This is a genomic window from Klebsiella sp. GW_Kp182, from assembly GCF_040062275.1.
In the GTDB taxonomy this organism is placed as follows: domain Bacteria; phylum Pseudomonadota; class Gammaproteobacteria; order Enterobacterales; family Enterobacteriaceae; genus Klebsiella; species Klebsiella michiganensis.
In genome coordinates this window covers 17,854-43,114 of the sequence record NZ_JBEAFQ010000008.1, presented here as the reverse complement: position 1 = coordinate 43,114, position 25,261 = coordinate 17,854, and the positions used below count along the sequence as shown (strand labels likewise).

Below are 25,261 nucleotides of genomic sequence, written 5' to 3'. Positions count from 1 at the left end.
GGGTTAAGGCTCCTTAATTGCTGTTCACCAATGACACCAGATTCGCCAGGTATTTATCGGTAATACGCTGGCGCAGCGTCAGGTTTTCGAGAGGGGGAACCGGCGTATAGTCGTAATCGATATACAATTTCCCGGCTTTGAGGGTCGCCGCGTCGTTGGCCGCTTCATCAAACCAGCAGGTCGCATCGACGATGTAGCCCGCCGTTTTCATCTCGCGGAATTTCGCATTGATACCCGCAACGATGTCACGGATCAGGGTGGCGGTGATGGGCTTGTCGACTGCCCACATGTGACCCGCGGCCATGGTGTCGGCGATAACCTGCGCAGTGCGGGTGTAGTTCTCGAACAGGAACAGCGGGTCATCGGAGCAACAGCGGTTACCCCAGAAGCGGAAACCGTCTTTGCGAATAAGTGTGGTGACGCCAGCCTCGTTCAGCAGGTCGGCATCGGTGCCGGACTCCTGCAAATCCCAGAAGACCGACGCGCTGATGCCGGTGACGCCATTCACGCCAACGTTTGACAGGGTTTTATGCCAGCCTGTTTCCTGGTCGATTCTGGCGCGCAGGCCCAGCGCGCGGGCGGTCGCCCAGGCGGTTTCGGTCGCGTTCGCCGTGGTATCCCATGCCAGAAAATCCGGCCAGATAACCATCAGCTCGCGCTGGCTGAAATTCTTACGATAAAGCATGGCCTCGGAAAGGGTCTGACAGTTCCAGGCGCTGATATAGCCAAAGGCGCGCAGCTTCTGACAAACCGGCGCGAGCGCGGTCGCCACTTCGAGGGAGTCGAGACCCGGCACGCCGAGGATGCGCGGTTTAACGCCGGTGACGGCCTCAGCCGTGAGCAGCGCTTTGAGCCCGGTGTAATTGCCGCTCTCGTCAGTGCCGCCGATGATATTAGAGACAGTCTGCGCTTCGGCATCGTTGCCCGCCCCTTCAGCAACGCGCACGACAACAATGACCGGTTTTGACTGGTCGGCGATGGCCTGGAGGGAGGCGGCCAGGGTGCCTTTGGTACCCGCTTTCGCAATGGCGCTTTGCACGCTGGTGATCAGTACGGGCTTGTTGAGCGGGAAGGTGGCGGCATCGGCATCGCTGGCCGTGCAGACCATACCGATAATCGCTGTGGATACGGTGGAAATGACGCGGGTGCCGTCGTTAATCTCGACAACCTGGACGCCGTGATGAAAATCGCTCATCCGTTTAACTCCGTGGTTAAGGGTGAGCATTATTTTCAGTCGTGGGGGAAGGAGTGACGAGTCATCCCCGCTGTAGCAGGGACAGTACAACAGGAATGACCGTCAGAGAGTCAGGCAACGCGGCTCCAGCACATCAGCAAAGTATGGGCCTCAACAACACTGACTGCCTGACCGTTACCGAGGTTTTCTGTCTTACCGCTGACCGTGTGACCGTGACCCGGCACCGTGTATTCATGATTGTGCTCACCGTCGGTGCTTGTATAGTTTCGCGTCCGGCGGCTGTCATTATCAGAGCCAACGACATAATTCGTATCCCACGCCTCACCCGGTGCAAGCATACCGCCCTGGTGCCGGTGCCCGCCGCCGCTTCCTGTTAAGAGTTTCTGCTCTTCCACATTCGATGCGGTGCCGCTGATGTTTATCTGCTCCGCTGGCAGGTTAGCACGCTGGATGTTAACGGTATCGCTGCCACCGGTGGTGCCGACATTCGAGCCGTCCGCTTTTGCCACGCGAATGGTTCTGTTTTCACCGGTATAGGTCCACGTTGACCACGGATAGCGTTCATTCGGGTCCACATGCTGGCTGTAAAACCGGACCGTGCCGACGGGGTTTTCCGCTTCCCAGAACTCACGGATAGCGGTGCTGACCGCTGAGGTGATGGCCTCCCTTGTCTCATTCTCCAGGGTGGAAACAATGTCATCAGCATAATCTTTGGCGTTGTTCCCCGCCCGGCGGACTTCTTCCACCGTCGCCAGGATGACTGACGGGTCCGCAATCATCTGCACATCGGCAGTCTGGCTTACCATCAGCCAGATATTAATCACCTGAAAACGTCCCGACCCTTCCGCCAGAAGCGGCTTGTAGGATTCGGGCAGGTTCGCCACCGCCAGGCAGATACCGGTCTCGTCAAAGAGTGCGGCCTCGCGTATCCAGAAGCCCCCGGCCTGCGGCGGCATTATCATTTCGGCGCGGATAACATTTGCCGCCTGGTCGGCGATAACCAGCCGGTTTAACGGTGCGCGGTACTGCTCGTTAATCAGGGCGGTCTGGCCCGGGGACGGCACCGGCAGGACGCCACCCCCGTCACCGACGGCCATGTGAGTGATACCCAGGGGGATACCCTTCACCGCCGCAGCGGCCAGGCGTTCAGCCCCCTGCGCGGTCAGTATGGCGCTGAATTTTTTACTCATAAGGCAGTCCGTAATAGCGGGCTTCCCCGCCGGAGCGGGGCGGCCTCGGGATTAACTCAGGGGCGCGTAATACACCGGGCGCAGACCCATCTCGGAATTCAGCACCTCGATATTGTTGGCAAAGCCAAACTGGAAAATATCGTTCTTACCGCGCACCGGATGCATGCAGCTTGTCGCGCCTGCGTTGTAGTTGACGGTGGACCCTGCCGGGATAATCGCCTTGCCGGTCAGGGACGGCCACACGCCATACAGCTCCAGAAGATTTTTTACCGCTTCCGGCAGCGTGTTCTGCGGCTGAACGAAGGTCCCGCCCCAGGCCGGGTGATAAAACTCGTTGTCAGCCAGCCCGGTGGTCTTTGTCACCGCCCTCACGCTGTTGGGGGTGGTGGCCACATAGTCCGCCGTGGTGGTGTTCCCGGTGTGCGTCGGGGTGATAAAAGCCCCGGTCACCGCATGGATGGCGTACCAGCCCGGCACATCAGCGCCGTGCGCACTGAACACAGCGGAGGCGGCGAGCGCGGCCTCATTGCCGGTCCCGTAGAGCTGGATTTCGCCACCCACCACACGTGCGCCGTAGGTACGCTCCCAGACGTTTCCGGCAAGGTCGCTGATGCCGTTGTATTTTTTGTCCTGGCGGTAAGAGACCGGACCGGAGCCGGTATAAATGCGCGGAGACTGTGAGGACAAATCGCCTGCCTCTTTGCCGTCGATACGGCGTCCGGTCTGGGTCGCATCCAGCGTGGACTTGCCGTACACATCGGCACCCAGGGGACTGTACCGGCTTTTCACGGCCATCGCCTGCATCAGCGCCCACTCGACCGACGTCATACCGTGCCAGGTGCTGCCCATCGCTTTCAGTAACGGGATAAGAGTGGCGCTGGTTGCGTTACAGGCATTCGCATCCACACTGGGCAGACTCAGGACCTCGCCGTTCAGCACGCATCCCTGATAGGTTCCGACATACAGATACGGGATTTCCCTGTCGCCCTGCTTAAAGGCCGGGTGTACGCCGGAAATCCCCAGCGCCGGGTTCAGGCTTTCGATACTGACCTTCGGGATAATATTCACAAAGGTCGGCTGCCCCTTCGGGGTATACAGCACCGTCTGTTTTCCGCCCGAAGCTGCCTCAACGGAGGTCCGCAGCGCATCTTTGACTAAAATCGTGGTCATGGTGGGTCCTTACTGGTGGTAGCTGAAAAAAGTGTCCAGGTATGCAATACGCTGTCGGGTCCAGTCCATCATCTGGTCCAGACTGGTGATGCTCAGGGAGGGCACATTCGGCCATTTTTCATATTCAGCCTGCATCAGTTCCGGGGTGTAGCGTCCCAGCAGGTCGCGGGCCAGCTCCAGCACGCCGCGCTGTGAAAACAGACCGTTATCCCGCAGTTCCGCATAGCGGGCATTCATTTCCGCCTGGAAGGTGGTACGGACCTTCTTCCAGAAGGTGCGGTTGACCTGCATGGCGAGACCGTTATCAAACAGATTCAGGTCTGGCGGATAGGCAATGGACGTCCCGGCGTAATGCAGACCAAAGGTGGTATCCAGGTCATAGGGCATGAAAAACCATTTCGTGCCGTCCCAGGTGATAAACGTGGTGTTCTTCTGCACGCAGTCCGGGGCGCAGATAAAGCTGAGGAAGACGTAGAAATCCACCACGTTGTTTTTATCCAGATGCGTACCGGCAGCGGCGGTAAACGCGTCCTGCGCGGACTGCGCGAAGTCCCGCCAGCGGTCGAGGCAGGCAGCCGTTTCCGCCGTGGGTTTCGAGGGTGAGTCCATCACCCAGGTGCCGTTATCCGTGAGCGCCGGGATGTTAATCGCCCCGTCCCAGATAATCATGATTTGCTCCGGGCTGTTTTTGGCGATGTTGTAATCCTTGCGGGACGAGTTGTAGAGAAAATCCCCTATCCCGTAAAACTCACCGTTGATATACAGCACGCAGGCGTACCCCTTCGGGCAGCCGATGGCACCGGTATCAATGGCGCTGGCCCCCAGTTTCCCCACGTAGCTGTTATCAATATCCCGGCGCGGCCAGCCGCTGCGGGTCGCCATCACCTTCTGCCACAGGTTGTAGCAGAGCACATTGCGCAGATGGGTCGAGTCAATCCAGTTCGCCTTGAAAATCCATTTGTCCTTCGGCACCACATCACCGATTTTCAGGCTGACGTTTTCGGTATGTGCCGCGTCGGCAAACAGCTCGAATTTCATGTTCTTTTTCGGATATCCCGCAGACGAGGCCCCCTGAACCTTGAAGGACACGTATGCCGTGAACATCTCCCCGTCGACGTCCACCTTTAAGATGCCGTTAACCGGGTTGTCCTTGCTGGTCGGTGCGCCGCTGTCGGAGGTCACGTCCAGGCGAATCAGACCGCGCGGCTCACCGAAGGCAAACACGCCCGGATATTTCGCCTGTGCCTCCCGGTTTCCCGTGCCGCTGCCTGCCGCTGAGGGGTCGAAGCCGTCGAGCGGGAGCAGTTGACGGGCCAGCACCTGGAAGGCATAGAGGTTACTCAGCTGATGACTTTCCACCTCTTCGGGGGTGGCCTCCACCAGAGCCAGCGCCCGCATACCGGACTGAAACGCCAGCATCAGCGCCTGAATCTGGTCTGACTGGCTTTTTTGTGAAGCGGCCATGCTGGTCACCTGCGCGGCCATCTCATCAAGACCGAGCTGCATCAGGGCGGCCGTCAGCGACTGGAGACCGGACTGCAATGCGGTCAGGCCATCCAGCGCAGCGCCGGTGTCCTGCTCCAGCTGCTGTCGCAGGGACGTAATCGCCTGCTGGCTTGCCAGCGCATTCAGCCGGTTCGCCTGGCCGTTGCGCTTCTGGTAATAGATAAAGGCCAGCAGTTGCCCCTCGCTGTCAGGCACCACCACGCGAAAGAGTTTCCCCTCCGGCGTACCGGCAAGCCCCGCAACAGTGCCGTCCGGGTCATCCGGAGTCATGAAGAAGGTGTAATCCCGGTAGTCCTGCAGCGACTCAACGGCGGTTTTTAAATAGCGGGTACGGTTCGCCAGTTGCCTGGCCTGTTTGTTTGACGGACCATAAATGCCGCCCTCCACCCGGTCTTCACGCGCCAGCAGGTAAACCTCATCTTCCCATTTCGTCTGTTCGTTAATTGCACTCATGTTATTCTCCTGCGTAAACGCTACGGCCATCGTGAAAAGTGCGACCGTCATAGCGGTGAGGGTCTTCTCCCCGCTGGTTTTCGGTATAGGTGACCGAGCCGGAATGGAACCCGCCGCCGTCATAACGGGCAGCCTCATCCGGCGTGTATTCCGGCGGATACACGCTGATGACCTCCCCACCGCACGAAGCCGCGCCGGTATACACCGGGCCGGTGGTCCCCGCCGACAGTGACAGGCGGGCAATATGGCGACTGACCGGTCGCGCATCGCCAATAATCCGCTCCAGCTCCTTAATCATCGTCTCGGTAATACCGATATCATTCAGGTCAATCTCAAGGCGGAATGTCCCGGCGGGGTCGGCTACCTCCCACCACTCCTGAAGCGTCATGCTGTAGCCGAGGTTTTCAATCACCCGGCGAACCGCCGCCACCGTTCCCTTGCGTTGGTGGATCCAGAACGCATCGCTGACCGCCTGGCGCTTTTCCCTCTCTGACCAGGTTTCCTCCCAGCGGTCGACGGAAAACGCCCACGCCAGATACGGCAGGAATTTCACCGGGCATTTCCACGGATCCCACAGGTCACGCAAGGGGACATTCAGGTCACTGATGACGGCACACGCGGCGGCAGCGCGCTGTTCCAGCTGTGATGACCCGGTCGCCATCAGTGAATTACTCATCCGAGCCCCCAATCACCACGCGGGTGTCGGTGCAGTACGCGGCCTGAGTTTTATCGAGCACCACATCCGCCCGTGGCTGAAGCAGCTCAACGCGCTGGACACCCTGCACATGCAGCGCGGCGTATATCGCTGACATCCGGATGTCACGACCGAGGCGACGCTGCTCAGTGATATAGGCGGTTAACTGCGTTCTGGCGGCGGCCAGAATCGGCTCGGTCGCCGGGCCGGGGTACACGTACAGCACGGCGTCGACCGCATAAGGGATAATCTCAGCCGAGACGACTGTCAGGCGGTCACCGACCGGGCGTACCGTCTCATCATTCAGCGCCGTACTGACGGCCAGCAGCAAATCATTCGATGCCGTGCCGTCACCTTCCCGCGACAACACCGCGACAGTGACTTCTGCGGGGGCGGGACTGTTCGCCGAGGCATCCGCCACACGACCATCGGCGCTCATGGCGTGAAATTCATAGGCACCGGCTGGCCCGGCAACGCTCATGCCTTCAAAGGCCGCCGGGATGCGCTGACGTAAATCGCTGTCGGACTCCATGACCGCCGCCACCGGCGGGATTTGGGTGTCGTCTGCGGCGGTGATGACCAGGCGTTCAACGTTATTATTTGCCGCAAGCTGGTCGAGGTCGTTTTTGATGGCATAGGCCACCATGCCGGCCTGTGCCGCCTCGTTAATACGCTGGCGTAAAATCACCTCCCGGTAGGCATTCTCTTCCAGATATTTCACCAGTGGCTCTGACTCCAGCGTCAGCGCTCTGGCGACCGCCTCCTGCTCATCCTCCGGGTAGAGCGAAACCAGCGTAGCCTTACGCTCTGCGAGGATGGTTTCAAAATCCAGCGTTTCCACCACATCTGGCGCGGGGAGCTGGCTCAGGTCGATAACTGCCATAGATTCAACTCACAGGAATGGTTAAGGAAAGGCTCTCGCCGGTATCGGTGATTTGTCCGGTCACCTCGACGACCATCAGGCCGTTAAACTGCCGCGCCGTGGTGATACTGGTCAGCCTGACGCGCGGTTCCCACTTCAGGATCGCCATGTAGCACGCCGCCATAATTTGCAGCTCAAGCGCCGGGGTCTGAGGCTGGTCAGTCATCTGCGACAACAGCGAGCCGTACTCACGACGCATGACGCGGGAACCGACGGGCGTGCGCAGAATATCCCCGATGCTCTGGCTGATATGGTCCACGTCTGAAATACGTTCGCCGGTCGCGCGGTTCATACCAAGATAACGGGCTGTCATTGGGTGCCCTCCGTCCATTCATCGCCGCGTCTGATGCCACCGTGACCGTGTTTATCCACCTGGACACCGTTTGATGTGAAAGCGCCGCCACTGTGCTCAATATCGCCGGACATCCTGCCGCCTTGCTTCACCTCCAGCGTACCGGTGGTCAGCTTGTTGGTGCAGACCACCTCCGGGGTATCGAGGGTGACGCGGGTGGAGGCTTTGACCCGCACCACCGGCACGCTGACGGCAACCGAATCGGATGCGGTCACATCGGCGGTTTTAATGCCGGTGACGGTCAGCGCGCCGGTTTCCGGCTCATAACTCATAACGGCACCGTCGGGAAACTCAACGTGCCACGCATCCGCCGAGGCAGACGGAGCGGGGTTGTCGTCGGAATAAATACCCGGCAGCACAAACGCTGTATCGAGCTCACCGCCCACGGCCAGAATCATCACCTGCTCGCCAACAGAGGGAGCCCACCATGTGCGCGAGCGCCCGGCCCGGTGCGTCAGCCACTGGAGCCAGTCTGTATAAATGCCGCCGGTCTGTACGCGACAGCGCCCGGAGTCGAGGTCAGTTTCGACGACGATGCCGGTGCGGATCATGTTGCGTATCGCGCGGGCGAGTTCCTGGATAGATGCGAGAGTATTCATAGGGGAAAGGATGCCGCCGGGGTGTTCCGGCGGCAATCTGCGGGCGTTTTGCCCTGGCTGGCACAACGGTATCAATATTAGCCCGGATTTGACCTGACACATCCGTGGCACGGAGCCAGACCCAATCTGACGGCCTGCTCCGTGAAGCAGTGTTCCGTCAGGGTTACTTCAGCTTAGAATGGTCAAGCTACAGTAATCGCTGCCCTAAAGCATTTTGTATAGATTTCTAGCTGAGCTAATTAGGCTGGTCTACAGATAGGGCTCAATGAGTATCAAGTATTGTCGGACAAGTTTACACTATGCTTGAAATCAACTGTTAAAGTCGGCATTTTTAGTCAATAAACTATCACTGGCTCAAAGGATATTGGATGCAAAAAACAACAATTGTAGATCAATTTGGTGCTCCACTTTATAGGAAGCCACAACTAGTTATTGCGAGCTTGAATAATGACGGCAGCATTGATCTATCAAATATCCAGCCACTTAATGACTGGAATTTCGGGATGCGAAACAGCGGCTTGGTAGCACACGCCCATGGTTATGACTTGATGACTATATTGTCTGAAGAGTTGGGTTTAGTTGACGTAAATGATGAAGGATTTTTATATGCTAAAATCATTGTCACGTCAGATCCAAACGTTTCGGTTATGCGTCTACTCGGCAAAATTGCAGAAGCAATGGTGGTAAAAGAATGCAATGAAAGCGTAGTAGCAAACCGCTTATGGGGAATGTATGCTCGAAAAGGAAAAATCCCACATAAGAGTTTGGATTCCTTTAGAGCAATTGGAACAGGATTGAATTCAACCCAGAGGCTATATCCGACAAAATATAACCCGACAGATCCGCAGCGTGATGTTATATGGATAAACAAGGAGAATGAAAAAGAGGAGCTATTACAGATAACTAACAGTTCGAATTGCGCTATCATTGCAGGTATTCAACTAAAAGTTAGCACGGATGGCTTCAGGTATATTTTTAAATCAGATATAGCAAGAGGAAAATATGAGGTGCCACTCGTGTATTTCGATTTATCAAATGATTACTACAAGTTGACTAACGCGATTTATGATCAAGAATTTAATGTGGGGATCGGTACGGATATAGTTCGTGGGCGAGATATTTCCATTTCTATTCATGAACTTTTATTATCGTATTACTCTGTAATACATGACTTGGTAATGGGAAAAATGACTATAGACCAAATCATTAAAGATGAGCTCCTTTTCGATGTTTTCAAAAAAGAAGTACAAGAGCAAAAAGGCATGAAAATCATATCAATATAATCACTAACAAGCGGCTGCTATCTGGCAGGGTAAGGATTCTGTTTCACTTTCATTTTGACCCGACGTAGAGTTAATCGTCAATGTCCGATTCGCTCAAAGCAGACTGCCAGAGTTGATTGTGTGCTGCCAGTAAAAACTGTCAGCACAAAATCCGAGCTGATACAGTTCAATCAGCGAGGTAGTCGATAATGACGCTTTCCACAAGCTGCCGGTCATCGTCGGTAAAGCCCATGAGCTGGCGCTGTGGGTACTCGACGGCGGCGCTTTTTGGGGATGGCTTATCCTTGAGCCCGAGCTGATGCACGCGGGCGATGCGCTGCACTTTTCCGGTAAATTCCACCACTGCCGCGCTGTCGTTACCGGTCGCTTTCATATAGCGGTTGGTTCGCAGTTTCGCGAACATCTCGCGCTTAATACGGCCTTTCTTTGCCCTGACGGGCTGGCGTTTACGCGGGACGAACGGGGAACCGTCCGGCGCTTTCTGCGATTTAATGCGCTGCTGTTGCCGCTGGCGCAGTTTCTTCGCAATGTCGGCGGTCATCCGACGCCGCCCGGCAGGAGAAAGGGCCGCTATCAACCCGGCGAGCTTGTCCTCAAAGGGTTTGAAGTCATTCATCCCATTTACTCACCCGTTCGCCATTACTCCACATCTCGACAGGGCGCGTCACCGGCTCTGGCGGGGGCGGCTCCGGGATGTTCTCCACGTACAGCGCGCCGTCGGCCTCTTTGACCAGCGTGCGTTCGGTCAGCAACAGGCTGATGCTGACATCGAGGCTGCTGTCGTTGTTAATGTCTGCATACCAGATAAAGCCCTTTTTTCTGCCCTCATCGGTTGTCATCATGTCCGGTTGATTGACGCGAAGCCAGGCCATAATCGGCACAAACAGCAGGTCAATATCGTCGGTAAAATCCGTCACCACGATGTTAAGCGTGTACCGCTTTTCAAACGACAGGGAGCGCGCCAGCGTCGCCGTATTGTTGCCATCGTCCAGGCGGAGGCAAAGCATATCGGGGTTGGTACGCAGTACCGGCACCGCATCAGTTAAGGCTTTTCGCAGACTGTTGGGCTTTTGCATCGATTTCATCCTGGCATTGTTTAACCGTATCGACCTGGATTGCGCAGCTTTTCAGGGCGTTTTCCAGTTGGCGAATATCCGCACTCAGGTCGCCATTAGTCAGCGGGTCGCTGCCCGGCATCGGGCAGGGGCTGACCTTCGGACAGGCGTTGTAAACAATCACCGGCGGCGGCATTGGTACAGGCGGCTCGCTGGTGCAACCGGCGCACAGCATCAGGTAAATCAGCGCGATACCAGCGGCGAAACGCGTCATTTTCATTGAGTAACCTCGTGATAGTTTGTTCACGCCGGAAGGCCAGCAGGTTAGCCGCAGTGAGTTTGTCCCGCATGGCAACCTGCGCCCACTCTTTGCGCTGCGACTGCTCTGCGGCAACGTTGAGCTGATTTTTCAGCATGGTGATTGTCGTTTTGCGTTCACCGGCGACCCGGTTCGCACGTTCAAAAGAGGCGCGCAAATTGCTGTTATCGTGTCGCATCCACAGCAGACCCGCGCAGGCCAGTGCCAGCAGGATAATGAATATTTTCATGCGGATACCCCTCTGGCCTTGCGCCACACGGCGACCAGCCTGTCGAGGCTGTGCTCACGCTGACCATACCCCGCGCCTGGCAATGACGCCCAGATATTGCGACAGCGGGAAATCGCGCGCTCGATGCGCCCCTGCTGCAAATCTTCCAGCGCGCCACGCTCCCGAATAAGCTGAATGGCGAGCCTGTCCTGTGATGCCGGACTGAAATCTGGCAACGCGAGCTGTTTCTGATAATGCGGCCAGAACAGGTAAAGCTGCTGGTAACGCCCGGATGCCGTGGATTTTTCCCCGCGACGATTGAAGACTTTCGCCGGGCGCCCACCGGCAAACGGGTGATCGCGATAGTCGGTAAAAATCTCCGGCCTGCCATCGAAGCCGGTGACAATGACGTCGTACCCGTTGTTTTTTGTCAGCGGGTGCGTCGCCGTACCCTCTGAAAACGCCAGCGTATCGAGGAATGCCGCGACGTTGGGGTGTGTCTTAATGACCGCCATCGCTTTCCCCTTTTTTAATCCTGCGCTGAATCGCAATTTCCACCGCCTGATAACCGGCGATACCCAGCATGGATCCAAATCCGCACACGGCAGCAGGCGGCAGGTCGGGAAACTGCACCAGTGCCACCCCGGCCACCATTGAGACAAAGCCGCCCAGCAGCATACGGCCAATAAAAAGCCGGGCGGTGATGGGCTCGCCACCGGCCAGCACTTTCCCGACGACAATCAGCACGCCTATCAAAAACAGTGACAGGACGCTTTTTTCACCTTCCGTCATGTGTTTACTCCCACAGATTAATTGTTTCAGTTACGGGGGATGACTGGACGTCGGGCAGTTCGACCGCCGTACCATGTGGCAGCACTGCGCCGAGTTCCGCCAGCCCCGGATTTGCGGCGAGCACCGACTCGAACACCCCCTCAGTGCGCCCGTAATACCGGGCGCAAATCATGTCGAGCGTGTCGCCCTGTTGCGCGATGGCCTGCATCAGATTTGGCTCACGATGCAGCGGGGTTTGTCCTGGACGCGTGATACGGCCCAGCGCATATCCCGCCACAGCTCGTCGACAGTGATATCGATGCTGTCGGCTTTTTTGTCGCCTCTGGCGCTGGCGTCCACACCGCGATAACGCTCATAGAGCGTGGCGGTCGCCATTGAGGTGACGGCGCGCAGATAATAGAAAACGCGCACGCTTTCGCCGTCGAGGTCATCAGCCGGCACGTCGGCCAGCTTGCTAAAACCCCCGGCAATCTGCTGTTCCCGCCACAAAAACAGCTCGGCATTGGTTTCGGCGATGCCGGTTTTGATGGCCTCACGCAGCCGGGCCGGTGCGACGGTCTGCTCAAGGCGCATCCCTTCACGCACGCGTTTCGGGTCGATGTCAGGAAAGAAAAACGTATTTTTTATCACCGGCTCATCGCTGGCAGGCGGCGGGATGACCACCACACCGCCCGGCTGCGGCTCATCGTTCTTTTTAATAATCAGCGTCGTCATGACTACCTCTGAATAGGTGGGCGGTGGACGCCGGTCTCAGGTCGGGTAAAACACCCTCATCGACCGGCGTGCCGCCCTGGCGCGGGGCGCATTCTGTTAACCGGGGTTCTTTTTCGGTCGGCCACGTTTAGCCGGTGCCGTGGTTTTCACGGCGCGCGGCGCGCTTACCGGGGCTTTAACGACCATTGCCGGTCTGGGCTTCAGCTCTCGCTCAAGCCGTTCAATGTCTTTTTTGACGCCTGCCTGACAGTCGAGCTGCATCGCTCGCCTGAGGTGGGCCAGCGCATCGGCGGGCTGTTTGTTATCCCGCAACACCTGGCCGGTGATTTTGTGCAGCTTTGCGCGCACCTCGTCCGGCATATCGGCAGCGGCGGTCAGCGCCAGCGTGTCGAGTAGCTGGCTGATGACGACCGGTTCACCGGCGGCATGGGCGCGCATGGCGGCGAGTGCCACCTCTTCGGTGAACATGTACTGCGGCGGCCGGCGGTGCCTGCCTGGCATGGTCAGACCGTACTTGAAGGCGTAGCGGGCGATGTCCATCGCGCCGCCGATATCGCCGACATCAAGACGCCACAGCATGACGGTCATCACGATGTCATCCTGCGCGCCTTTGCCCTGTTCCAGTACGCCACTGATCCACGGCAGATAGAACGGCAGCAGCTCGCGCTTTTTCCTGGCTTTCAGCTCTTTACCAAAGATGGCTTTTAACGTGCGTTGGTCTGCGGCCAGCTTAACCAGCATCTGCTCGTAGGCAGTGGCATGCCGCAGCGGGTTGTTTTCCCGCTGCGCGGTTTCAATGGCCGAGACCCGCATCATGTGACGCTGTGCGGGGCTCGTCATCGGTTAGCCCTCCGGTTGCGCGGCAGAGAAATCGCCCAGCTTGATATTTTCAATGAAGCACCCGGCGGCGTAGGTTTCGACCACGTAATCGATGTTCATCGATTCGTAGTTTTCCACCTGGTCGAGTCTCGGGTTTTCGATGATGGAGCGCCGGTGACTTTCGTCCATGAAATAGATGGACAGGTTATCGAGACGCGTCACCATAATTGCGTTCGGCGGGAAATACGGCACACGCACGGCAGGCAGGTTGCCGATGCGTTTCTGGCTGATGATGATGTCAGCCGCGAGCGCCTCACTGTTGGGCTGGTCTTTGTTGACGATCGGGAAATATTTGTCGGCCAGCAGCTTACGGCCCACAATCGCCACGAGCTCCGAGTCTTCCTGATAAATCTCGTCAATCAGGTTGTCGGTGGCATCCATGACCAGCGCATCGAGATTGACGTAATCGCCGTTTTTACCCACACGGATCACAGAGGAAACCACGTTCCCTTCCTCGTCGACGACTTTGCTCATCACACGGGTCGGCGCTTCATTGCGGTATTTCTGCGGCCAGCCCACGGCGACATCCTGCAGCATCGGATGGGCTTTGCGGTCAGAGGTTTCGGCACGCTCAACGCCGTTGAACCCGGCCATGATGAAATCAAGCGCCTGACGCTGGATAATGGCATCGCGAATACGGCGCTGGAAGTCCTGGAAGCGCGCCCACAAATCCAGCTTTTTATATTTGAAATGGAAGTCAAAGTTGACCTGGTCGCATTCGTACTTTCTGGACTCCAGCGCGGTAAAGTCGGCGGTTTTACGCTCCTGGCCGCTGTTGGTGTCCGTGGTGCTGGCGATGGTGCCATTGACGCCGACGCCAATTTTTTCACCCTTCAGCTCATCCACCGGCACGATATTAATTTTCTGCAAAAAGGCCGAGGACATCTGCACGGTGTTCATCATGGTTTGCGTGACGGACGGCTCGACGGAGAATTTTTTACTCACATCGTCCGGATCGATGCCGTTCAGCTCGGCAACGCGGGACAGATAGCCATTGAATTTAAAACGGGTTTCCTGACGCATAGTCTTTCCTGTTGGGTTAAATCGGGTTGTCTGACCGGGCAAAGCTGTTGCCCGGCGATAAATTCATGACCGTTTAGCAGTCAGTCAGCAGCTCATCACCACCGCCGCCGGTGGAGAGCTTTCGGCGGGGCTGCGTGGTGCTTTCGGTGTTATCCAGCGTGGTTTTTAACTGGCTGAATGCCTGGCGGGTCTGGTCGGCTTTACTGGTGACGTCCTGTTTCAGCGTCGCAAAGGCATTTTCCAGCGTGGCAAGACGTTGCTCAGTAGCGGTGAGGTTGTCCTGCACATGCTCGCTGACGGTCGTCACGGCTTCATGCACATCCTGAAAACGGGCGTCATCGCTGGCCTGTTTGCGGCTGAAAATCGTCTTCACCTTGTCGCTCAGGGCGGTGAACACATTTTCCGGCAGGTCTTCGAACTCGAGCTCGGCGAGGGTGGCGACAGAAATCAGGTTGCCCGGCGCGGCTTTGAAGCGGTTAAGGGGGTTGAATTTGGCCCCCCGGCAAAATTCGAGGTATTCGGTGCCGAGGCTGGCCGGGTCATCGGTCACGGCGAGGCCGACCAGGTAGCATTTGCCGCTATTGGCAAAATTCGGCTGGATTTCCATGGAGGTGTAAACCTTCTGCAATTTTTTATTCATTGCGATCAGGTCATCGGTCGGGGTGATTTTAGCGAACAGCGCCAGCTTACCTTTCAGTACCGAGTCGTCGTCAATTTTTTCAGACTTCAGCTCAACCACATCGCCGTAACGGCTGAACGGACCCTCCGGCAGGATGCCTTTCAGGTGTTCGAGGTTAATGCGGCAACCGTAGACGCGGGGGTCAAAGGTCTCAGCCATTTCCTGAATATCCGTCGCGCTGATAACGCGGCCGTCACAGGTATCGCCTTCGACGCCGATGCGAAACCATTTTGAAACTTTTTTTGCCATTGTCAGGAGTCCTGATGTCGGGTTAACGGGTCGGGGCTAGTTTCCCGACGTCGCCACTCTCCCGCCATCAGTCCCGGATGGCTTATCCCTCACACAACAGCACCTTAGCGATTCACATCCCCCGTTTCTTTAGCCTTGCCCTGTATCAATCACGGCGAGGCATCCATGACCATCACCACCGACACCACTTTGTTAAACGACCCGCGACGCCAGGCGGCCTTGCTGTACTGGCAGGGGTTCTCCGTGCCGCAGATTGCCGACATGTTGCAGACCAAACGCCCCACGGTGCAAAGCTGGAAACAGCGCGACCACTGGGAGGAAACGGCACCGCTGAACCGGGTCGAAAGCACCCTGGAGGCCCGGCTGATCCAGCTTTATGCGAAACCCAGCCTGACGCCCCATGATTTCAAGGTCGCCGATTTTCTGGCCCGGCAGATGGAGCGCTTCGCGCGGATTAACCGCTATGGCCAGACCGGAAACGAGGCTGACCTGAATCCCCGCGTGGCCAACCGCAACAAAGGCGAACGTAAAAAGCCGACAAAGAACTTTTTCAGTGACGAGGCTATCGAAAAACTGGAAGAGATTTTTTTCGCGGAGTCTTTCGAATATCAGCTCCGCTGGCACCGCGCGGGGCTTGAGCACCGCATTCGCGACATCCTGAAATCACGCCAGATTGGGGCGACGTTCTACTTTTCCCGCGAGGCGCTGCTGCACGCGCTGAAAACCGGCCATAACCAGATTTTTCTGTCGGCGAGTAAAACGCAGGCGTATGTATTCCGCGAGTACATCATCCAGTTTGCCCGCCGGGTTGATGTTGAGCTGACCGGCGACCCGATTGTTATCGGCAACAACGGCGCAAAACTGATTTTTCTCGGCACCAACTCCAACACCGCGCAGAGCCATAACGGCGACCTGTATGTCGATGAAATATTCTGGATCCCCAACTTCCAGAAACTGCGCAAAGTGTCGTCGGGCATGGCGTCACAAAGCCACCTGCGCAGCACCTACTTTTCGACACCGTCCACCCTGGCACACGGCGCTTACCCGTTCTGGTCGGGGGAATTGTTCAACCGTGGCCGCGCCCGCGTCAGTGAACGCGTCGACATTGATATCAGCCATGACGCCCTCGCCGCTGGCGTGGCATGTCCTGACGGCCAGTGGCGGCAGATAGTCACCATTGAGGATGCGCTCGCCGGGGGCTGTACGCTGTTTAACCTTGAGCAGCTTCGGCAGGAAAACAGCATCGATGACTTCCGTAACCTGTTTATGTGCGAGTTCGTTGACGACAAGGCGTCGGTGTTCCCCTTCGAGGATTTGCAACGCTGCATGGTCGACAGCCTGGAAGAGTGGGAGGACTTTGCCCCGTTCGCCGACAACCCATTCGGCTCCCGCCCGGTCTGGATTGGCTACGACCCCTCGCACAGCGGCGACAGCGCCGGGTGCGTGGTGCTCGCGCCGCCGGTTGTCGCCGGGGGCAAGTTCCGCATTCTGGAGCGTCACCAGTGGAAAGGCATGGACTTTGCGACGCAGGCCGAATCCATTCGTCAGCTCACCGAAAAATACAAGGTCGAGTATATCGGTATCGATGCAACCGGCCTCGGCATTGGTGTTTTCCAGCTTGTTCGCTCGTTTTATCCCGCCGCCCGCGATATCCGCTACACGCCGGAAATGAAAACCGCGATGGTGCTGAAAGCAAAAGACGTGATTCGCCGTGGCTGTCTCGAATATGACGTCAGCGCCACCGACATCACCACCTCGTTTATGGCTATCCGCAAGACCATGACCAGCAGCGGGCGCAGCGCCACCTATGAGGCCAGCCGCACCGAGGAAGCCAGTCACGCGGACGTCGCCTGGGCGACCATGCACGCGCTGTTAAATGAACCGCTTACCGCTGGCAGCGGCCAGGCCACATCGTCCATTCTGGAGTTCAACTGATGAGTAAATACAAAGGCCGCAAGCCACAGCCACAAAAGCGCCCGCGCAACATGAACGACACCGCGCCCCAAAAAGTAGAGGCGTTTACTTTTGGTGAACCGAGCGCGGTGCTCGACCGCCGCGATATTCTGGATTACGTGGAATGCGTCAATAATGGCCGCTGGTTCGAACCGCCGGTCAGCTTTAACGGGCTGGCGAAAAGCCTGCGTGCCGCCGTTCATCACAGCTCGCCGATTTACGTTAAGCGCAATATTCTGGCCTCTACGTTTATTCCGCACCCGCTACTGTCACAACAGGACTTCAGCCGCTTCGCGCTTGATTTCCTGGTGTTTGGCAACGCGTTTTTAGAGCGCCGAAAGAGTGTCACTGGTCGCCCGCTGAAGCTGGAAGCGTCACCGGCAAAATACACGCGGCGCGGTATTGAGGAGGATGTCTACTGGTGGGTGCCGTCATTTGACCAGCCGCACCCGTTCGCGCCGGGCTCCGTGTTTCACCTGCTGGAGCCTGACATCAATCAGGAGCTGTACGGCATGCCGGAATATCTCAGCGCGCTCAACTCCGCCTGGCTGAATGAGGCGGCGACGCTGTTCCGTCGCAAGTATTACCAGAACGGGGCGCATGCGGGTTACATCATGTATGTGACAGACGCCGCGCAAAGCGGTACCGATGTTGAGGCGCTGCGTGATGCGATGCGCAGCTCGAAGGGGCTCGGCAACTTCAAAAACCTGTTTTTCTACGCACCGCACGGAAAACCGGACGGCATTAAAATTGTGCCGCTCAGTGAGGTGGCCACGAAAGACGACTTTTTCAATATCAAGAAAGTCAGCGCCGCCGACCTGCTCGACGCGCACCGCATCCCGTTCCAGTTGATGGGCGGCAAGCCGGAAAACGTCGGTTCGCTCGGTGACATCGAGAAGGTGGCAAAAGTGTTTGTCCGTAACGAGCTTATACCGCTGCAGGACCGGATGCGCGAGGTCAACGCATGGGCCGGTCAGGAGGTGATCCGTTTCAAAAGCTACAACCTCGATACCGAAAGTGACTGATTTCTGCCGCCTCCGGGCGGCTTTTTCTTACCCTCACCTCTGACAGTCTCAGAAGCTCGCTAAGCCCTCAAACGCCCCCGCATCACCCACCAACACCCTCACGAACCCGCGCGGCTCAGCGACGCGCTCTGGCTGCGAAAATAAATGCGTAAATGTAGTCTGGCGCGCAGTGCTTTCCCCGCCTCGCCTGCACGCTTAACGGGTCGCTTTTAATGCAAGTGCATTACCACTCTGGATCCGCGTCAGCTCTGGCTGTGCACTGCCAGAACAGGCAAGTCTGACGCATGCAATACCATGCACCTAATGCATGCACAGCGTATTCATTGATAAAACAGCTTAAATTTACAAAATCACGGGTATTGATTCTTTCCAAACATGATAGCCTCTTAATAATTATCGAGCCTATTTTTGAGCGGAGAAAGATATGCAAGGTGAAGTTAACGCACAGCAACCCAATGAGATTATGTCTGAGTTGGGATACTATCCAGTAGAAGTTAACATTGAGACTGAACAATTTTCTTTGCTTACTTTACCCGGTCTCATTGAGAAAGTAGAGCGTGTTAGCAACGACAAAAATGTTGTTAAAGGTTGGATATACCCTGGAAACCAAGAGGTAAATAACTTTAATGGTGGAATATCCATAATGCCTTATAGTCACCGAGTATTCGGCATGCCAAAAACGCACCTACTAAAATTAAAAAATACATCCTCGTTAGAAACTCTCAATTTTGTTGTGTGGTGTCTGTCATTTTTCATGGGAATAAGATTAACAACCACTGACGCTGGTTTTTTAGATGCAACCCCCATCAAACCCACTAAGTTAACCGACTTTACTCTCGTTGGATGCTCAGAAAAAGAAGTCATAGAACTGGCTCTTAATTACATAACCAGCAAACAAAAGGATGAGCATTCACCTAAAAGAATTGCGGCTGTGGTGCATGCACTATTCCTATCTCAAACCCCACAATATCTTTCATTTGAAAAATTCCAGTACCTGTATATGGCACTTGATGGTTGCTTTGCTTTGTCGTGGGCTGAGCATGACAAGGATCCTGATAAATCCCCGCCGAATCATTCCAAGAGATTAAAGTGGATGTGCAAAATTTATGGGTTATCATTCCCCACATGGGTATCCGGAAAAAAAAACATTGCTGTCATCCGCAATGATAACTTCCATGAGGCTATTTTTTTTGGTCAACCGCTTGGTTTCTCCAGTATTAACGACAATCAGTATGGTGACGATATATTGATTCAAATGCAGGCGCTGGTATGTCGTCTATTAGCGGCAATACTCTCGGTAAATGATTGCAGTTATCTCAAATCCACGGTCAACTCACGAGAGTACCATTCATTAAAAATTAATTAATGCTAGCGCCTCACTTCGCTCGTTGCTCAACCCCGCCAGCACTGACAGCAAGTTTCAGCGCCAGCGGCGTTTGTCACTATATTGTTTAATTGTCGAGTATCGATTCGACCTCACCCGTTCGCACGTCGACGCGTGCCGCTACGGTTTGTTTGACCACGCCACCATAAGCATTAGTGCCGCGAAAGGTGGTTTTTACAACAGCATGAGGGTCTTTATTCAAAATCAGATGATAGACCGTTGAATCATGCTTATAAGAAGAATCATCATTCATGCTGGCTTTTATTAGTTTCTCTAGCGGACGATAAGAGCCATCCCAACCACTAAAATTACTCTGAAATGCGTCAAGGTCGATTCTTTTGTTTAGAGATTGTGGATCTTTCTCGAAGTCGTTGAAACACCATCCCAACACATCACCGAGCTTTAACGTATCATCTTTAGTAAAAGTGTATTCGCTCATACAAGCATAAAAATCATCAGCGGAGCTGGCCGGTACACTTTTGAAGTCAACATATTCTTTAACGATATTGTGCCGGTTTTCTTTTGACTCGTTACGATATTCTTTGAGAGTTTTATCTGCGTCCTCAAATGTTTTCTTAACCGGTTCCGCTTTAGCCGCCGGTGCATCAGTTTTTGCTGCAAGCTGACTTTTCTCAGTCGGCCATAAAATTGAGCCAATGAAAGTCAACGCCAGAAAAGCACCGAGATAAACCGCACTTGAGCGCTTACGATTTGGCATCTTTACCAGCGATGGCTTGATGAGGCCAACGATAAAAGCAATAAAAAGAACAAACGATATAAAGGCGATTATAGTGTCCATGATTTTCCTTTCCGTGAGTAATTCCTATAAAAAACAGCCCTATGCTATCAAACACAGGGCTGAAATTCGTACGTTTTTTATAGACTACCGCCAGCTTTCATCCTCCCACACTTCTTGAAGAATGTTGTCGAGAAGTTCCCTATCAGAGTCCTTTTCAAAACCCATAAGCTCAACGCCAGTCATAGCCCCCTTTTTCACGATAACGCGGCTGACAGGGAAAAAGGTTTTCACTCTTCAAGTAAGCTCATCCTGAAAGGCGTCCACGACCTGTTGCGCGACCTGCTGGTCTTTATCCAGCGTGATATTTATTCGTACCTCACCCTCTTTTTTTAATCGTTGTTTAAGAGGCTGCTTGGCAAAACAACGGAAAATGAGCTGTTTTTGAGGAGGTTTCCCCGCGCAATTTCAGCAATCAAATTCAATGCAATTTCACGATCCCTTTCCTGACAAACGCCATCTGCCGTTAGTCTGGCAATCATTTCTACTCGCTCAAGCATAACTAGCTCGCTCAGTTCTCTATTCACACATCCTCCGTCACGAGATACTGTATAAACATACAGTATCACGCATTGATAAAACTATGGAAGTAAAAAAACAATCAAGCACTGTGTATGTACATGATATAGATGTGAATTAAACGATTACGCTTTAGACAAACTCTTTAGCTCAGCGACTCGTTTCATTATTTTTTTCGCTTGAGATTGGAACGATGGTGATGCAGCAAATACGTCTCCAATGGACGAACCTCTGCACCATTTCCCGTTAAAACAACTTTTCCCGCCAGCCATAAGGTGCAGAGCTTCGCCCCGGCTGATCGTGATGCCGGTGTTTACATGTACTTCGTCAATAGTTCTGTCAATTATGGCCTGCTGATCCGCTGTTCCATGAGTATAACGCCGCCTCACTGTGGGCTTTTGCTCTCTCAGACGATTGGTTAATAGCCGCCTTTCACGCCTGCTAAGAGGTTTGGATAAATCCGACTCAGGCAGATCACTTTCGTTCCCCGTACAGTTATTGACAGAACTCCGAGAGGGCGCAGGAGCGCCCTTAACGTCAACGGCCAAATCAACGGCACGCTTCGGCACAATTTTCCATTGCGTGAGACGGGTTAAAATAGGGGTTCCAGCACCAGTAGCGGAATCATACACGCCACGGATGCAGACGGTTTCCTCGCCATACTGGTTAAACTCGGCGCGCGGTTCATACAGCGTGCGCACCTGCAAATCATCGCGACGGACGAACGGACCACCCTGCGCATTAACGTAACCAGCCCAATCACCGGCGTCAGCGGCATCATGGACGGCTGCAAACTCAACGCTCAGGCCGTGTGCGGTCTCTGTATCAGCGAGGCGGCGCAACTCACGGTAGACCGTAACCGGCGCACCGCCGATAAACTGGAATTGACGGATGTGCCAGCGCGCCGCCCATGCTGAAACGGCTGGAGCGGTCTCTTTCAGCAGTTCACCGCTTTCGTCATCGGTTTCACCATCCAGAGCATAGCCGTCAATATTTTTTGAAATGTATTTAGCCACATAGCCGGTAGCGCTGCCCTTTTCCTGGTCAATGGCCTCGGCATGAAAACGCGCCTTTTTGGCTTTGTCGCTTCTCAACTCGTGGTGGTCTTCCTCCCACGCGTAATCGCGAATGATGAAGCGCACGCGCTCAACGTCTTCCGGCAGCATAAACATAAGCATGTGCCAGTGAGGCGTCCCGTCGTGATGAGGTTCAGCAACACGGATACCGAAAATGCGGATTTCTTCCCGGTGCAGCTTGGCACGAATGCGCGCCCAAAGGCCGGTGAGATAACTCTGCGTATCTGACGGGCTGGCTCCTTTCCATTTGGTGTTACGGTATCCCGCCTTAGTTGTGGCGTGATATTTTGACGGCGCGGTCAGGGTATAAAACTCACCGACATAACCGAGCTCATTGCATATATTTTCAAACCCACGGATGCGGGTCATCAGCTCGCAGCGACGTATCGCAGGGTTAGCGACCGAACCATCGTATTTTTCAATCAGGCTGATGCGGTTACCGTCTTCATCTTCGAGATCCAGCCCCTTGAGAAATTCTCGCGTGCGGCGCCTCTGCTCGCGCCAGTCGGTCACGCAGTTTTTACTCGCGTAGGCATGTTTTTTCTTGCTGACGTTGCCAGCGGCAATGAGCAGGTGTTCGCGCCATGCAGCCGCTATGCGTCGTAAGCGGCCACGCCACCAAACCTCATTAAACATGCGGGTGATGGCCGGGGCGATCTCATCCTCACCGACATATTTCTTTGTGACCCGCTCCCAATGCGGCGGGGTAACGTTGAATTGCAGGGAAATAATCCCAGCGCGCATATACCAAGTGTACAGTGTTTTGAGCTCACTAAATCCGGTGTCATCAATGTTAGCCAGTTCAGCGCGAATGAAATTAGCGATATCTGCGGCCAGCAGGTCAATATCGGCGCGCGCCATATCCGGGAGCCGGTTATATCTGGCGACCATATTGACCATGCGTGATGCCAGATATTGCATAAGCTCGGTATCAAAATGGCCACCGAAAACAGCGGCTGATGCGTTGCTGTTGATACCCGCACACTCGTATTTTTTTGCGACCAGCTCCAGACGTGGCAATGCCTTTTTGCAGAAGCTGATTAAAAAGACATTGGCTCGTTGACTGCCCTGATTTTGCTCAAGCACTGCGGCCGTGCGATAAATATCAAAACGCACACACTCAGGCTGGAGAGAAAGCATCTTTCTCGCATGCAGCAAAGCCGCGAACATACGATCGCGGCGATGCTGTTGGTCATAGGTAAGATATGGGCTGGCTGTTGCCGACCGTGGAGCATTCCACGGAAAAGCGAATTGAACAGCCAATTCATACCCCCCGATAGTGTTTTAGTTTGAGCTCGGCGATTTGCTGGCAGGTCACGCAAAAGGCCACGCCCGGAATAGCAATACGGCGAGCTTCGGGGATTGGCGCGTCACATTGTTCGCACAGGAAACGGGAAGGTATAGCGATACGGCTGCGCGCGTTGTTGATGTGGCGTTCGCGGTCTTCCTGCTCGCGCTGTTGCGCTAAATCCATTGCATCGGCCATTAGTGCAGCTCCTGTGATTCGTTTTCATAACGGGTGGCCTCACGGCGCAGCAGTTCAGCCGCTTCAATACCGTTTAACCCTTTGTTAGTGATATGGGTTGCCAGTACCTCAAGGCGGATTGAAACTGCGAGCGCGCGACCTTTACGCTCCTCACGTTTGGCAATATCAATTACCGCCATAAGCGGGTCGGTTTCGGCCACAAACATTTTTGGTAATTCTTTCTGCATTGTTCTTTCTCCTGTATTTGGGCAAAAGAATGCCCGGCGGGGTTACGCCATTTATTTCTGATGTGTGTTAATTCGGCATTGTTAGCCGTTTGGGAAATAAGCTCACCACTGCACGAAAATGATTCATTGCCGTAATAAGCGCTTTTTTCTCGTCAGTAGTCAGCTCACTTAATTCGAGCTCATGACGAGCCGCAGGTATTTTTGCCAGAAAAAAAATAGCGGCCAACGCCCGATTATTTTCTTCAAATTGTGGGTCGCGTTTATCGCGCATATCATCGACAAAACGCTCAACTTCTTTCCAGCTATCGCCCCAATATCTCGCACGCAACTCGGCCACATGATTAAGACCGGCCAAACGTTCACCCGCTTTTAGCGGAACAGTCGCGGAAACAGCTTCGATAGCCATGATTCCCCCTGCTTTTGAGTAGAGAGACCAGCCAGTAAATCAGACTGTGAGCGGCTCGGGTGCCAGCGCTTGCCGTCCTTACCTGCGATCCAGCCGTGGCCGTAGTGCATGCCGGGGCTTTGCTTAACGAGCAGAGATGCGAATGATGGTTCACTATTCAACATATGCACCTCAAATCAGCCCAAATGACGCGCCAATACCGCTCATGGTATCGACCACGCTCGACATAGCTGGATTAGTCTGTAAGCGCGCATGGAGCGCCAATGCCGACAAAGACAACATGCGAATACCTGAGTTAACGCTTTCAATCATGTTGTGCTTGCGAGCAGAGGTTAGACGTTTATCAGATACTGCACCGCTCGCCAGTTCGCCGAGTTCACTCATTGCGCGCATGACATAAGACTGCAATTTGTCTTTAGCCAGCTCATTAACCGGCACGCATGGCAGGCAATGAATCTGCGCCAGAAAACCATCAACAAGGGTTGAGTCTTCTGTCAGGTCAGTCAGTAGCCACAATTCAGGCGGCGTGAACTGGTGAGGCTGTTCCGGGTTTAGCTTGTTACGTAACGTCTGAACATTCATACCCGCACGCTCGGCCAGCTTCGCCATATTGTGACGCTGCGCAAAAACCCGGCACGCTTCGTCATAGTGGGGATGTTTGGAAATCTGAAAATCAAACATGTTGCATCCTTAAAATTCACATAAAGTGAATTACGCACCTATGACAAGTTGAAATCGGGAATGACCCAACACCTTACGCAACTGCTCTTCTTTCCATCGCGCGTAATAAATGCGAACAGGACCGCCAGCTTTCTTGCAGCCTTTACGGATTTTGCGAGGTTCGATTGGTACACATGGATTATCACCCGTAGTCCAACGGTAAGCGGTGCGCTCTGAAACCCCCTCAAGCTCTGCGAACTGTTGCAGGGAAACCACAGGGGCTGGGATTTTGAAGATTGCGATTTCGGAAGCCATGTTGCATCATTTCCTCTTTGCCAATATTTGCCATATGGTTGCCAACGTTTGCCAACGTTTGCCAATGTTTGCCACCAACCACCACCAACAATCGAATCCTAATGCGATAATTCGCATTGGTCAACATGAGAA

At 54.8% G+C, this 25,261-nt stretch carries 31 protein-coding genes and 1 pseudogene; 4 read left to right on the top strand and 28 right to left on the bottom strand.

Annotation, left to right across the window (positions count from 1 at the left end; translation table 11 throughout):
* Positions 1-13: 13 nt before the first annotated feature.
* From ABLU88_RS10090 to ABLU88_RS10055, 8 genes are all read right to left on the bottom strand, one after another.
* Positions 14-1,195 carry a phage tail sheath protein gene (locus ABLU88_RS10090; protein WP_348836451.1) on the bottom strand — a complete coding sequence of 394 codons (1,182 nt, stop codon included), beginning with the start codon at positions 1,193-1,195 and terminating at the stop codon, positions 14-16.
* 110 nt (positions 1,196-1,305) lie between these two features.
* Complete coding sequence (locus ABLU88_RS10085) at positions 1,306-2,385, bottom strand: phage tail protein (protein WP_348836449.1); 1,080 nt, start codon at positions 2,383-2,385, stop codon at positions 1,306-1,308.
* A 51-nt stretch (positions 2,386-2,436) separates the two neighbouring features.
* Positions 2,437-3,555: a hypothetical protein gene (locus ABLU88_RS10080; RefSeq protein ID WP_348836448.1), complete on the bottom strand. Its 1,119-nt coding sequence runs from the start codon at positions 3,553-3,555 to the stop codon at positions 2,437-2,439.
* A 9-nt stretch (positions 3,556-3,564) separates the two neighbouring features.
* Positions 3,565-5,514, bottom strand: a complete 1,950-nt coding sequence (locus ABLU88_RS10075) for a CotH kinase family protein (protein ID WP_224256655.1) — start codon at positions 5,512-5,514, stop codon at positions 3,565-3,567.
* 1 nt (position 5,515) lies between these two features.
* A complete protein-coding gene (locus ABLU88_RS10070; protein WP_348836537.1) occupies positions 5,516-6,175 on the bottom strand; it encodes a phage tail protein I in 660 nt (219 codons plus the stop codon).
* A gap of 7 nt (positions 6,176-6,182) precedes the next feature.
* Positions 6,183-7,091: a baseplate assembly protein gene (locus tag ABLU88_RS10065; protein ID WP_100680657.1), complete on the bottom strand. Its 909-nt coding sequence runs from the start codon at positions 7,089-7,091 to the stop codon at positions 6,183-6,185.
* A 4-nt stretch (positions 7,092-7,095) separates the two neighbouring features.
* Positions 7,096-7,443 (bottom strand): GPW/gp25 family protein, encoded by a 348-nt coding sequence (locus tag ABLU88_RS10060; RefSeq protein WP_348836447.1) that lies wholly within the window; start codon positions 7,441-7,443, stop codon positions 7,096-7,098.
* Complete coding sequence (locus ABLU88_RS10055; RefSeq protein ID WP_343466636.1) at positions 7,440-8,033, bottom strand: phage baseplate assembly protein V; 594 nt, start codon at positions 8,031-8,033, stop codon at positions 7,440-7,442. The genes ABLU88_RS10060 and ABLU88_RS10055 overlap by 4 nt, the downstream gene beginning before the upstream one ends.
* Before the next feature lie 416 nt (positions 8,034-8,449).
* On the opposite strand from ABLU88_RS10055, the gene ABLU88_RS10050 reads away from it, so the two are divergent.
* Positions 8,450-9,364, top strand: coding sequence for a hypothetical protein (locus ABLU88_RS10050; RefSeq protein ID WP_343466617.1), 915 nt, complete (start codon positions 8,450-8,452; stop codon positions 9,362-9,364).
* A 166-nt stretch (positions 9,365-9,530) separates the two neighbouring features.
* On the opposite strand, the gene ABLU88_RS10045 is transcribed toward ABLU88_RS10050, so the two are convergent.
* The 11 genes from ABLU88_RS10045 to ABLU88_RS09995 form a co-directional block, all read right to left on the bottom strand.
* Positions 9,531-9,980, bottom strand: coding sequence for a phage virion morphogenesis protein (locus ABLU88_RS10045; RefSeq protein ID WP_163467606.1), 450 nt, complete (start codon positions 9,978-9,980; stop codon positions 9,531-9,533).
* Complete coding sequence (locus ABLU88_RS10040; RefSeq protein ID WP_348836446.1) at positions 9,973-10,440, bottom strand: phage tail protein; 468 nt, start codon at positions 10,438-10,440, stop codon at positions 9,973-9,975. Before ABLU88_RS10040 ends, ABLU88_RS10045 begins: the two co-directional genes overlap by 8 nt.
* Positions 10,403-10,654, bottom strand: coding sequence for an Rz1-like lysis system protein LysC (lysC, locus tag ABLU88_RS10035; protein WP_343466611.1), 252 nt, complete (start codon positions 10,652-10,654; stop codon positions 10,403-10,405). The genes ABLU88_RS10040 and lysC overlap by 38 nt, the downstream gene beginning before the upstream one ends.
* Positions 10,536-10,967 carry an Rz-like lysis system protein LysB gene (gene lysB, locus ABLU88_RS10030; protein WP_343466610.1) on the bottom strand — a complete coding sequence of 144 codons (432 nt, stop codon included), beginning with the start codon at positions 10,965-10,967 and terminating at the stop codon, positions 10,536-10,538. Before lysB ends, lysC begins: the two co-directional genes overlap by 119 nt.
* On the bottom strand, positions 10,964-11,461 hold the full coding sequence (locus ABLU88_RS10025; RefSeq protein WP_348836445.1) for a glycoside hydrolase family 104 protein: 498 nt from the start codon (positions 11,459-11,461) through the stop codon (positions 10,964-10,966). The genes lysB and ABLU88_RS10025 overlap by 4 nt, the downstream gene beginning before the upstream one ends.
* A complete protein-coding gene (locus ABLU88_RS10020; RefSeq protein ID WP_009309693.1) occupies positions 11,448-11,738 on the bottom strand; it encodes a phage holin family protein in 291 nt (96 codons plus the stop codon). Before ABLU88_RS10020 ends, ABLU88_RS10025 begins: the two co-directional genes overlap by 14 nt.
* A 4-nt stretch (positions 11,739-11,742) precedes the next feature.
* On the bottom strand, positions 11,743-11,946 hold the full coding sequence (locus ABLU88_RS10015; RefSeq protein WP_343177458.1) for a tail protein X: 204 nt from the start codon (positions 11,944-11,946) through the stop codon (positions 11,743-11,745).
* Positions 11,946-12,452 (bottom strand): head completion/stabilization protein, encoded by a 507-nt coding sequence (locus ABLU88_RS10010; RefSeq protein WP_343466604.1) that lies wholly within the window; start codon positions 12,450-12,452, stop codon positions 11,946-11,948. The genes ABLU88_RS10015 and ABLU88_RS10010 overlap by 1 nt, the downstream gene beginning before the upstream one ends.
* A gap of 96 nt (positions 12,453-12,548) precedes the next feature.
* The gene (locus ABLU88_RS10005; protein WP_343466602.1) at positions 12,549-13,292 is read right to left on the bottom strand and encodes a terminase endonuclease subunit; all 744 of its coding nucleotides are present in this window, start codon (positions 13,290-13,292) and stop codon (positions 12,549-12,551) included.
* Between the two features lie 3 nt (positions 13,293-13,295).
* On the bottom strand, positions 13,296-14,354 hold the full coding sequence (locus tag ABLU88_RS10000; protein ID WP_348836443.1) for a phage major capsid protein, P2 family: 1,059 nt from the start codon (positions 14,352-14,354) through the stop codon (positions 13,296-13,298).
* A 73-nt stretch (positions 14,355-14,427) separates the two neighbouring features.
* A complete protein-coding gene (locus tag ABLU88_RS09995) occupies positions 14,428-15,282 on the bottom strand; it encodes a GPO family capsid scaffolding protein (RefSeq protein WP_343466600.1) in 855 nt (284 codons plus the stop codon).
* Positions 15,283-15,447: 165 nt separating this feature from the next.
* On the opposite strand from ABLU88_RS09995, the gene ABLU88_RS09990 reads away from it, so the two are divergent.
* The 3 genes from ABLU88_RS09990 to ABLU88_RS09980 all read left to right on the top strand — a co-directional run bounded on the left by ABLU88_RS09990 (position 15,448) and on the right by ABLU88_RS09980 (position 19,626).
* The gene (locus ABLU88_RS09990; RefSeq protein ID WP_348836441.1) at positions 15,448-17,217 is read left to right on the top strand and encodes a terminase ATPase subunit family protein; all 1,770 of its coding nucleotides are present in this window, start codon (positions 15,448-15,450) and stop codon (positions 17,215-17,217) included.
* A complete protein-coding gene (locus ABLU88_RS09985) occupies positions 17,217-18,260 on the top strand; it encodes a phage portal protein (protein WP_348836439.1) in 1,044 nt (347 codons plus the stop codon). Before ABLU88_RS09990 ends, ABLU88_RS09985 begins: the two co-directional genes overlap by 1 nt.
* 424 nt (positions 18,261-18,684) lie before the next feature.
* Positions 18,685-19,626, top strand: a complete 942-nt coding sequence (locus tag ABLU88_RS09980) for a hypothetical protein (protein ID WP_348836438.1) — start codon at positions 18,685-18,687, stop codon at positions 19,624-19,626.
* Between the two features lie 85 nt (positions 19,627-19,711).
* Here the strand turns inward: ABLU88_RS09980 and ABLU88_RS09975 are convergent, their stop codons facing one another.
* The 9 genes and pseudogenes from ABLU88_RS09975 to ABLU88_RS09935 all read right to left on the bottom strand — a co-directional run bounded on the left by ABLU88_RS09975 (position 19,712) and on the right by ABLU88_RS09935 (position 25,129).
* Positions 19,712-20,443 (bottom strand): hypothetical protein, encoded by a 732-nt coding sequence (locus tag ABLU88_RS09975; protein WP_348836436.1) that lies wholly within the window; start codon positions 20,441-20,443, stop codon positions 19,712-19,714.
* An 84-nt stretch (positions 20,444-20,527) separates the two neighbouring features.
* Positions 20,528-20,967 (bottom strand): annotated as a pseudogene (locus tag ABLU88_RS09970) (DinI-like family protein).
* Between the two features lie 117 nt (positions 20,968-21,084).
* Complete coding sequence (locus ABLU88_RS09965) at positions 21,085-23,151, bottom strand: replication endonuclease (protein WP_348836536.1); 2,067 nt, start codon at positions 23,149-23,151, stop codon at positions 21,085-21,087.
* A gap of 148 nt (positions 23,152-23,299) precedes the next feature.
* On the bottom strand, positions 23,300-23,521 hold the full coding sequence (locus ABLU88_RS09960; protein ID WP_058655900.1) for a TraR/DksA family transcriptional regulator: 222 nt from the start codon (positions 23,519-23,521) through the stop codon (positions 23,300-23,302).
* A complete protein-coding gene (locus ABLU88_RS09955; protein ID WP_348836535.1) occupies positions 23,521-23,727 on the bottom strand; it encodes a DUF2732 family protein in 207 nt (68 codons plus the stop codon). Before ABLU88_RS09955 ends, ABLU88_RS09960 begins: the two co-directional genes overlap by 1 nt.
* A gap of 88 nt (positions 23,728-23,815) precedes the next feature.
* Positions 23,816-24,154: a DUF5347 domain-containing protein gene (locus tag ABLU88_RS09950; protein WP_000963463.1), complete on the bottom strand. Its 339-nt coding sequence runs from the start codon at positions 24,152-24,154 to the stop codon at positions 23,816-23,818.
* A complete protein-coding gene (locus ABLU88_RS09945) occupies positions 24,118-24,318 on the bottom strand; it encodes a phage filamentation protein Fil family protein (protein WP_348836435.1) in 201 nt (66 codons plus the stop codon). Before ABLU88_RS09945 ends, ABLU88_RS09950 begins: the two co-directional genes overlap by 37 nt.
* Positions 24,319-24,325: 7 nt before the next feature.
* Positions 24,326-24,835 (bottom strand): phage regulatory CII family protein, encoded by a 510-nt coding sequence (locus tag ABLU88_RS09940; protein WP_348836433.1) that lies wholly within the window; start codon positions 24,833-24,835, stop codon positions 24,326-24,328.
* Positions 24,836-24,865: 30 nt separating this feature from the next.
* On the bottom strand, positions 24,866-25,129 hold the full coding sequence (locus ABLU88_RS09935; RefSeq protein ID WP_058655896.1) for a hypothetical protein: 264 nt from the start codon (positions 25,127-25,129) through the stop codon (positions 24,866-24,868).
* Between the last annotated feature and the right edge of the window lie 132 nt (positions 25,130-25,261).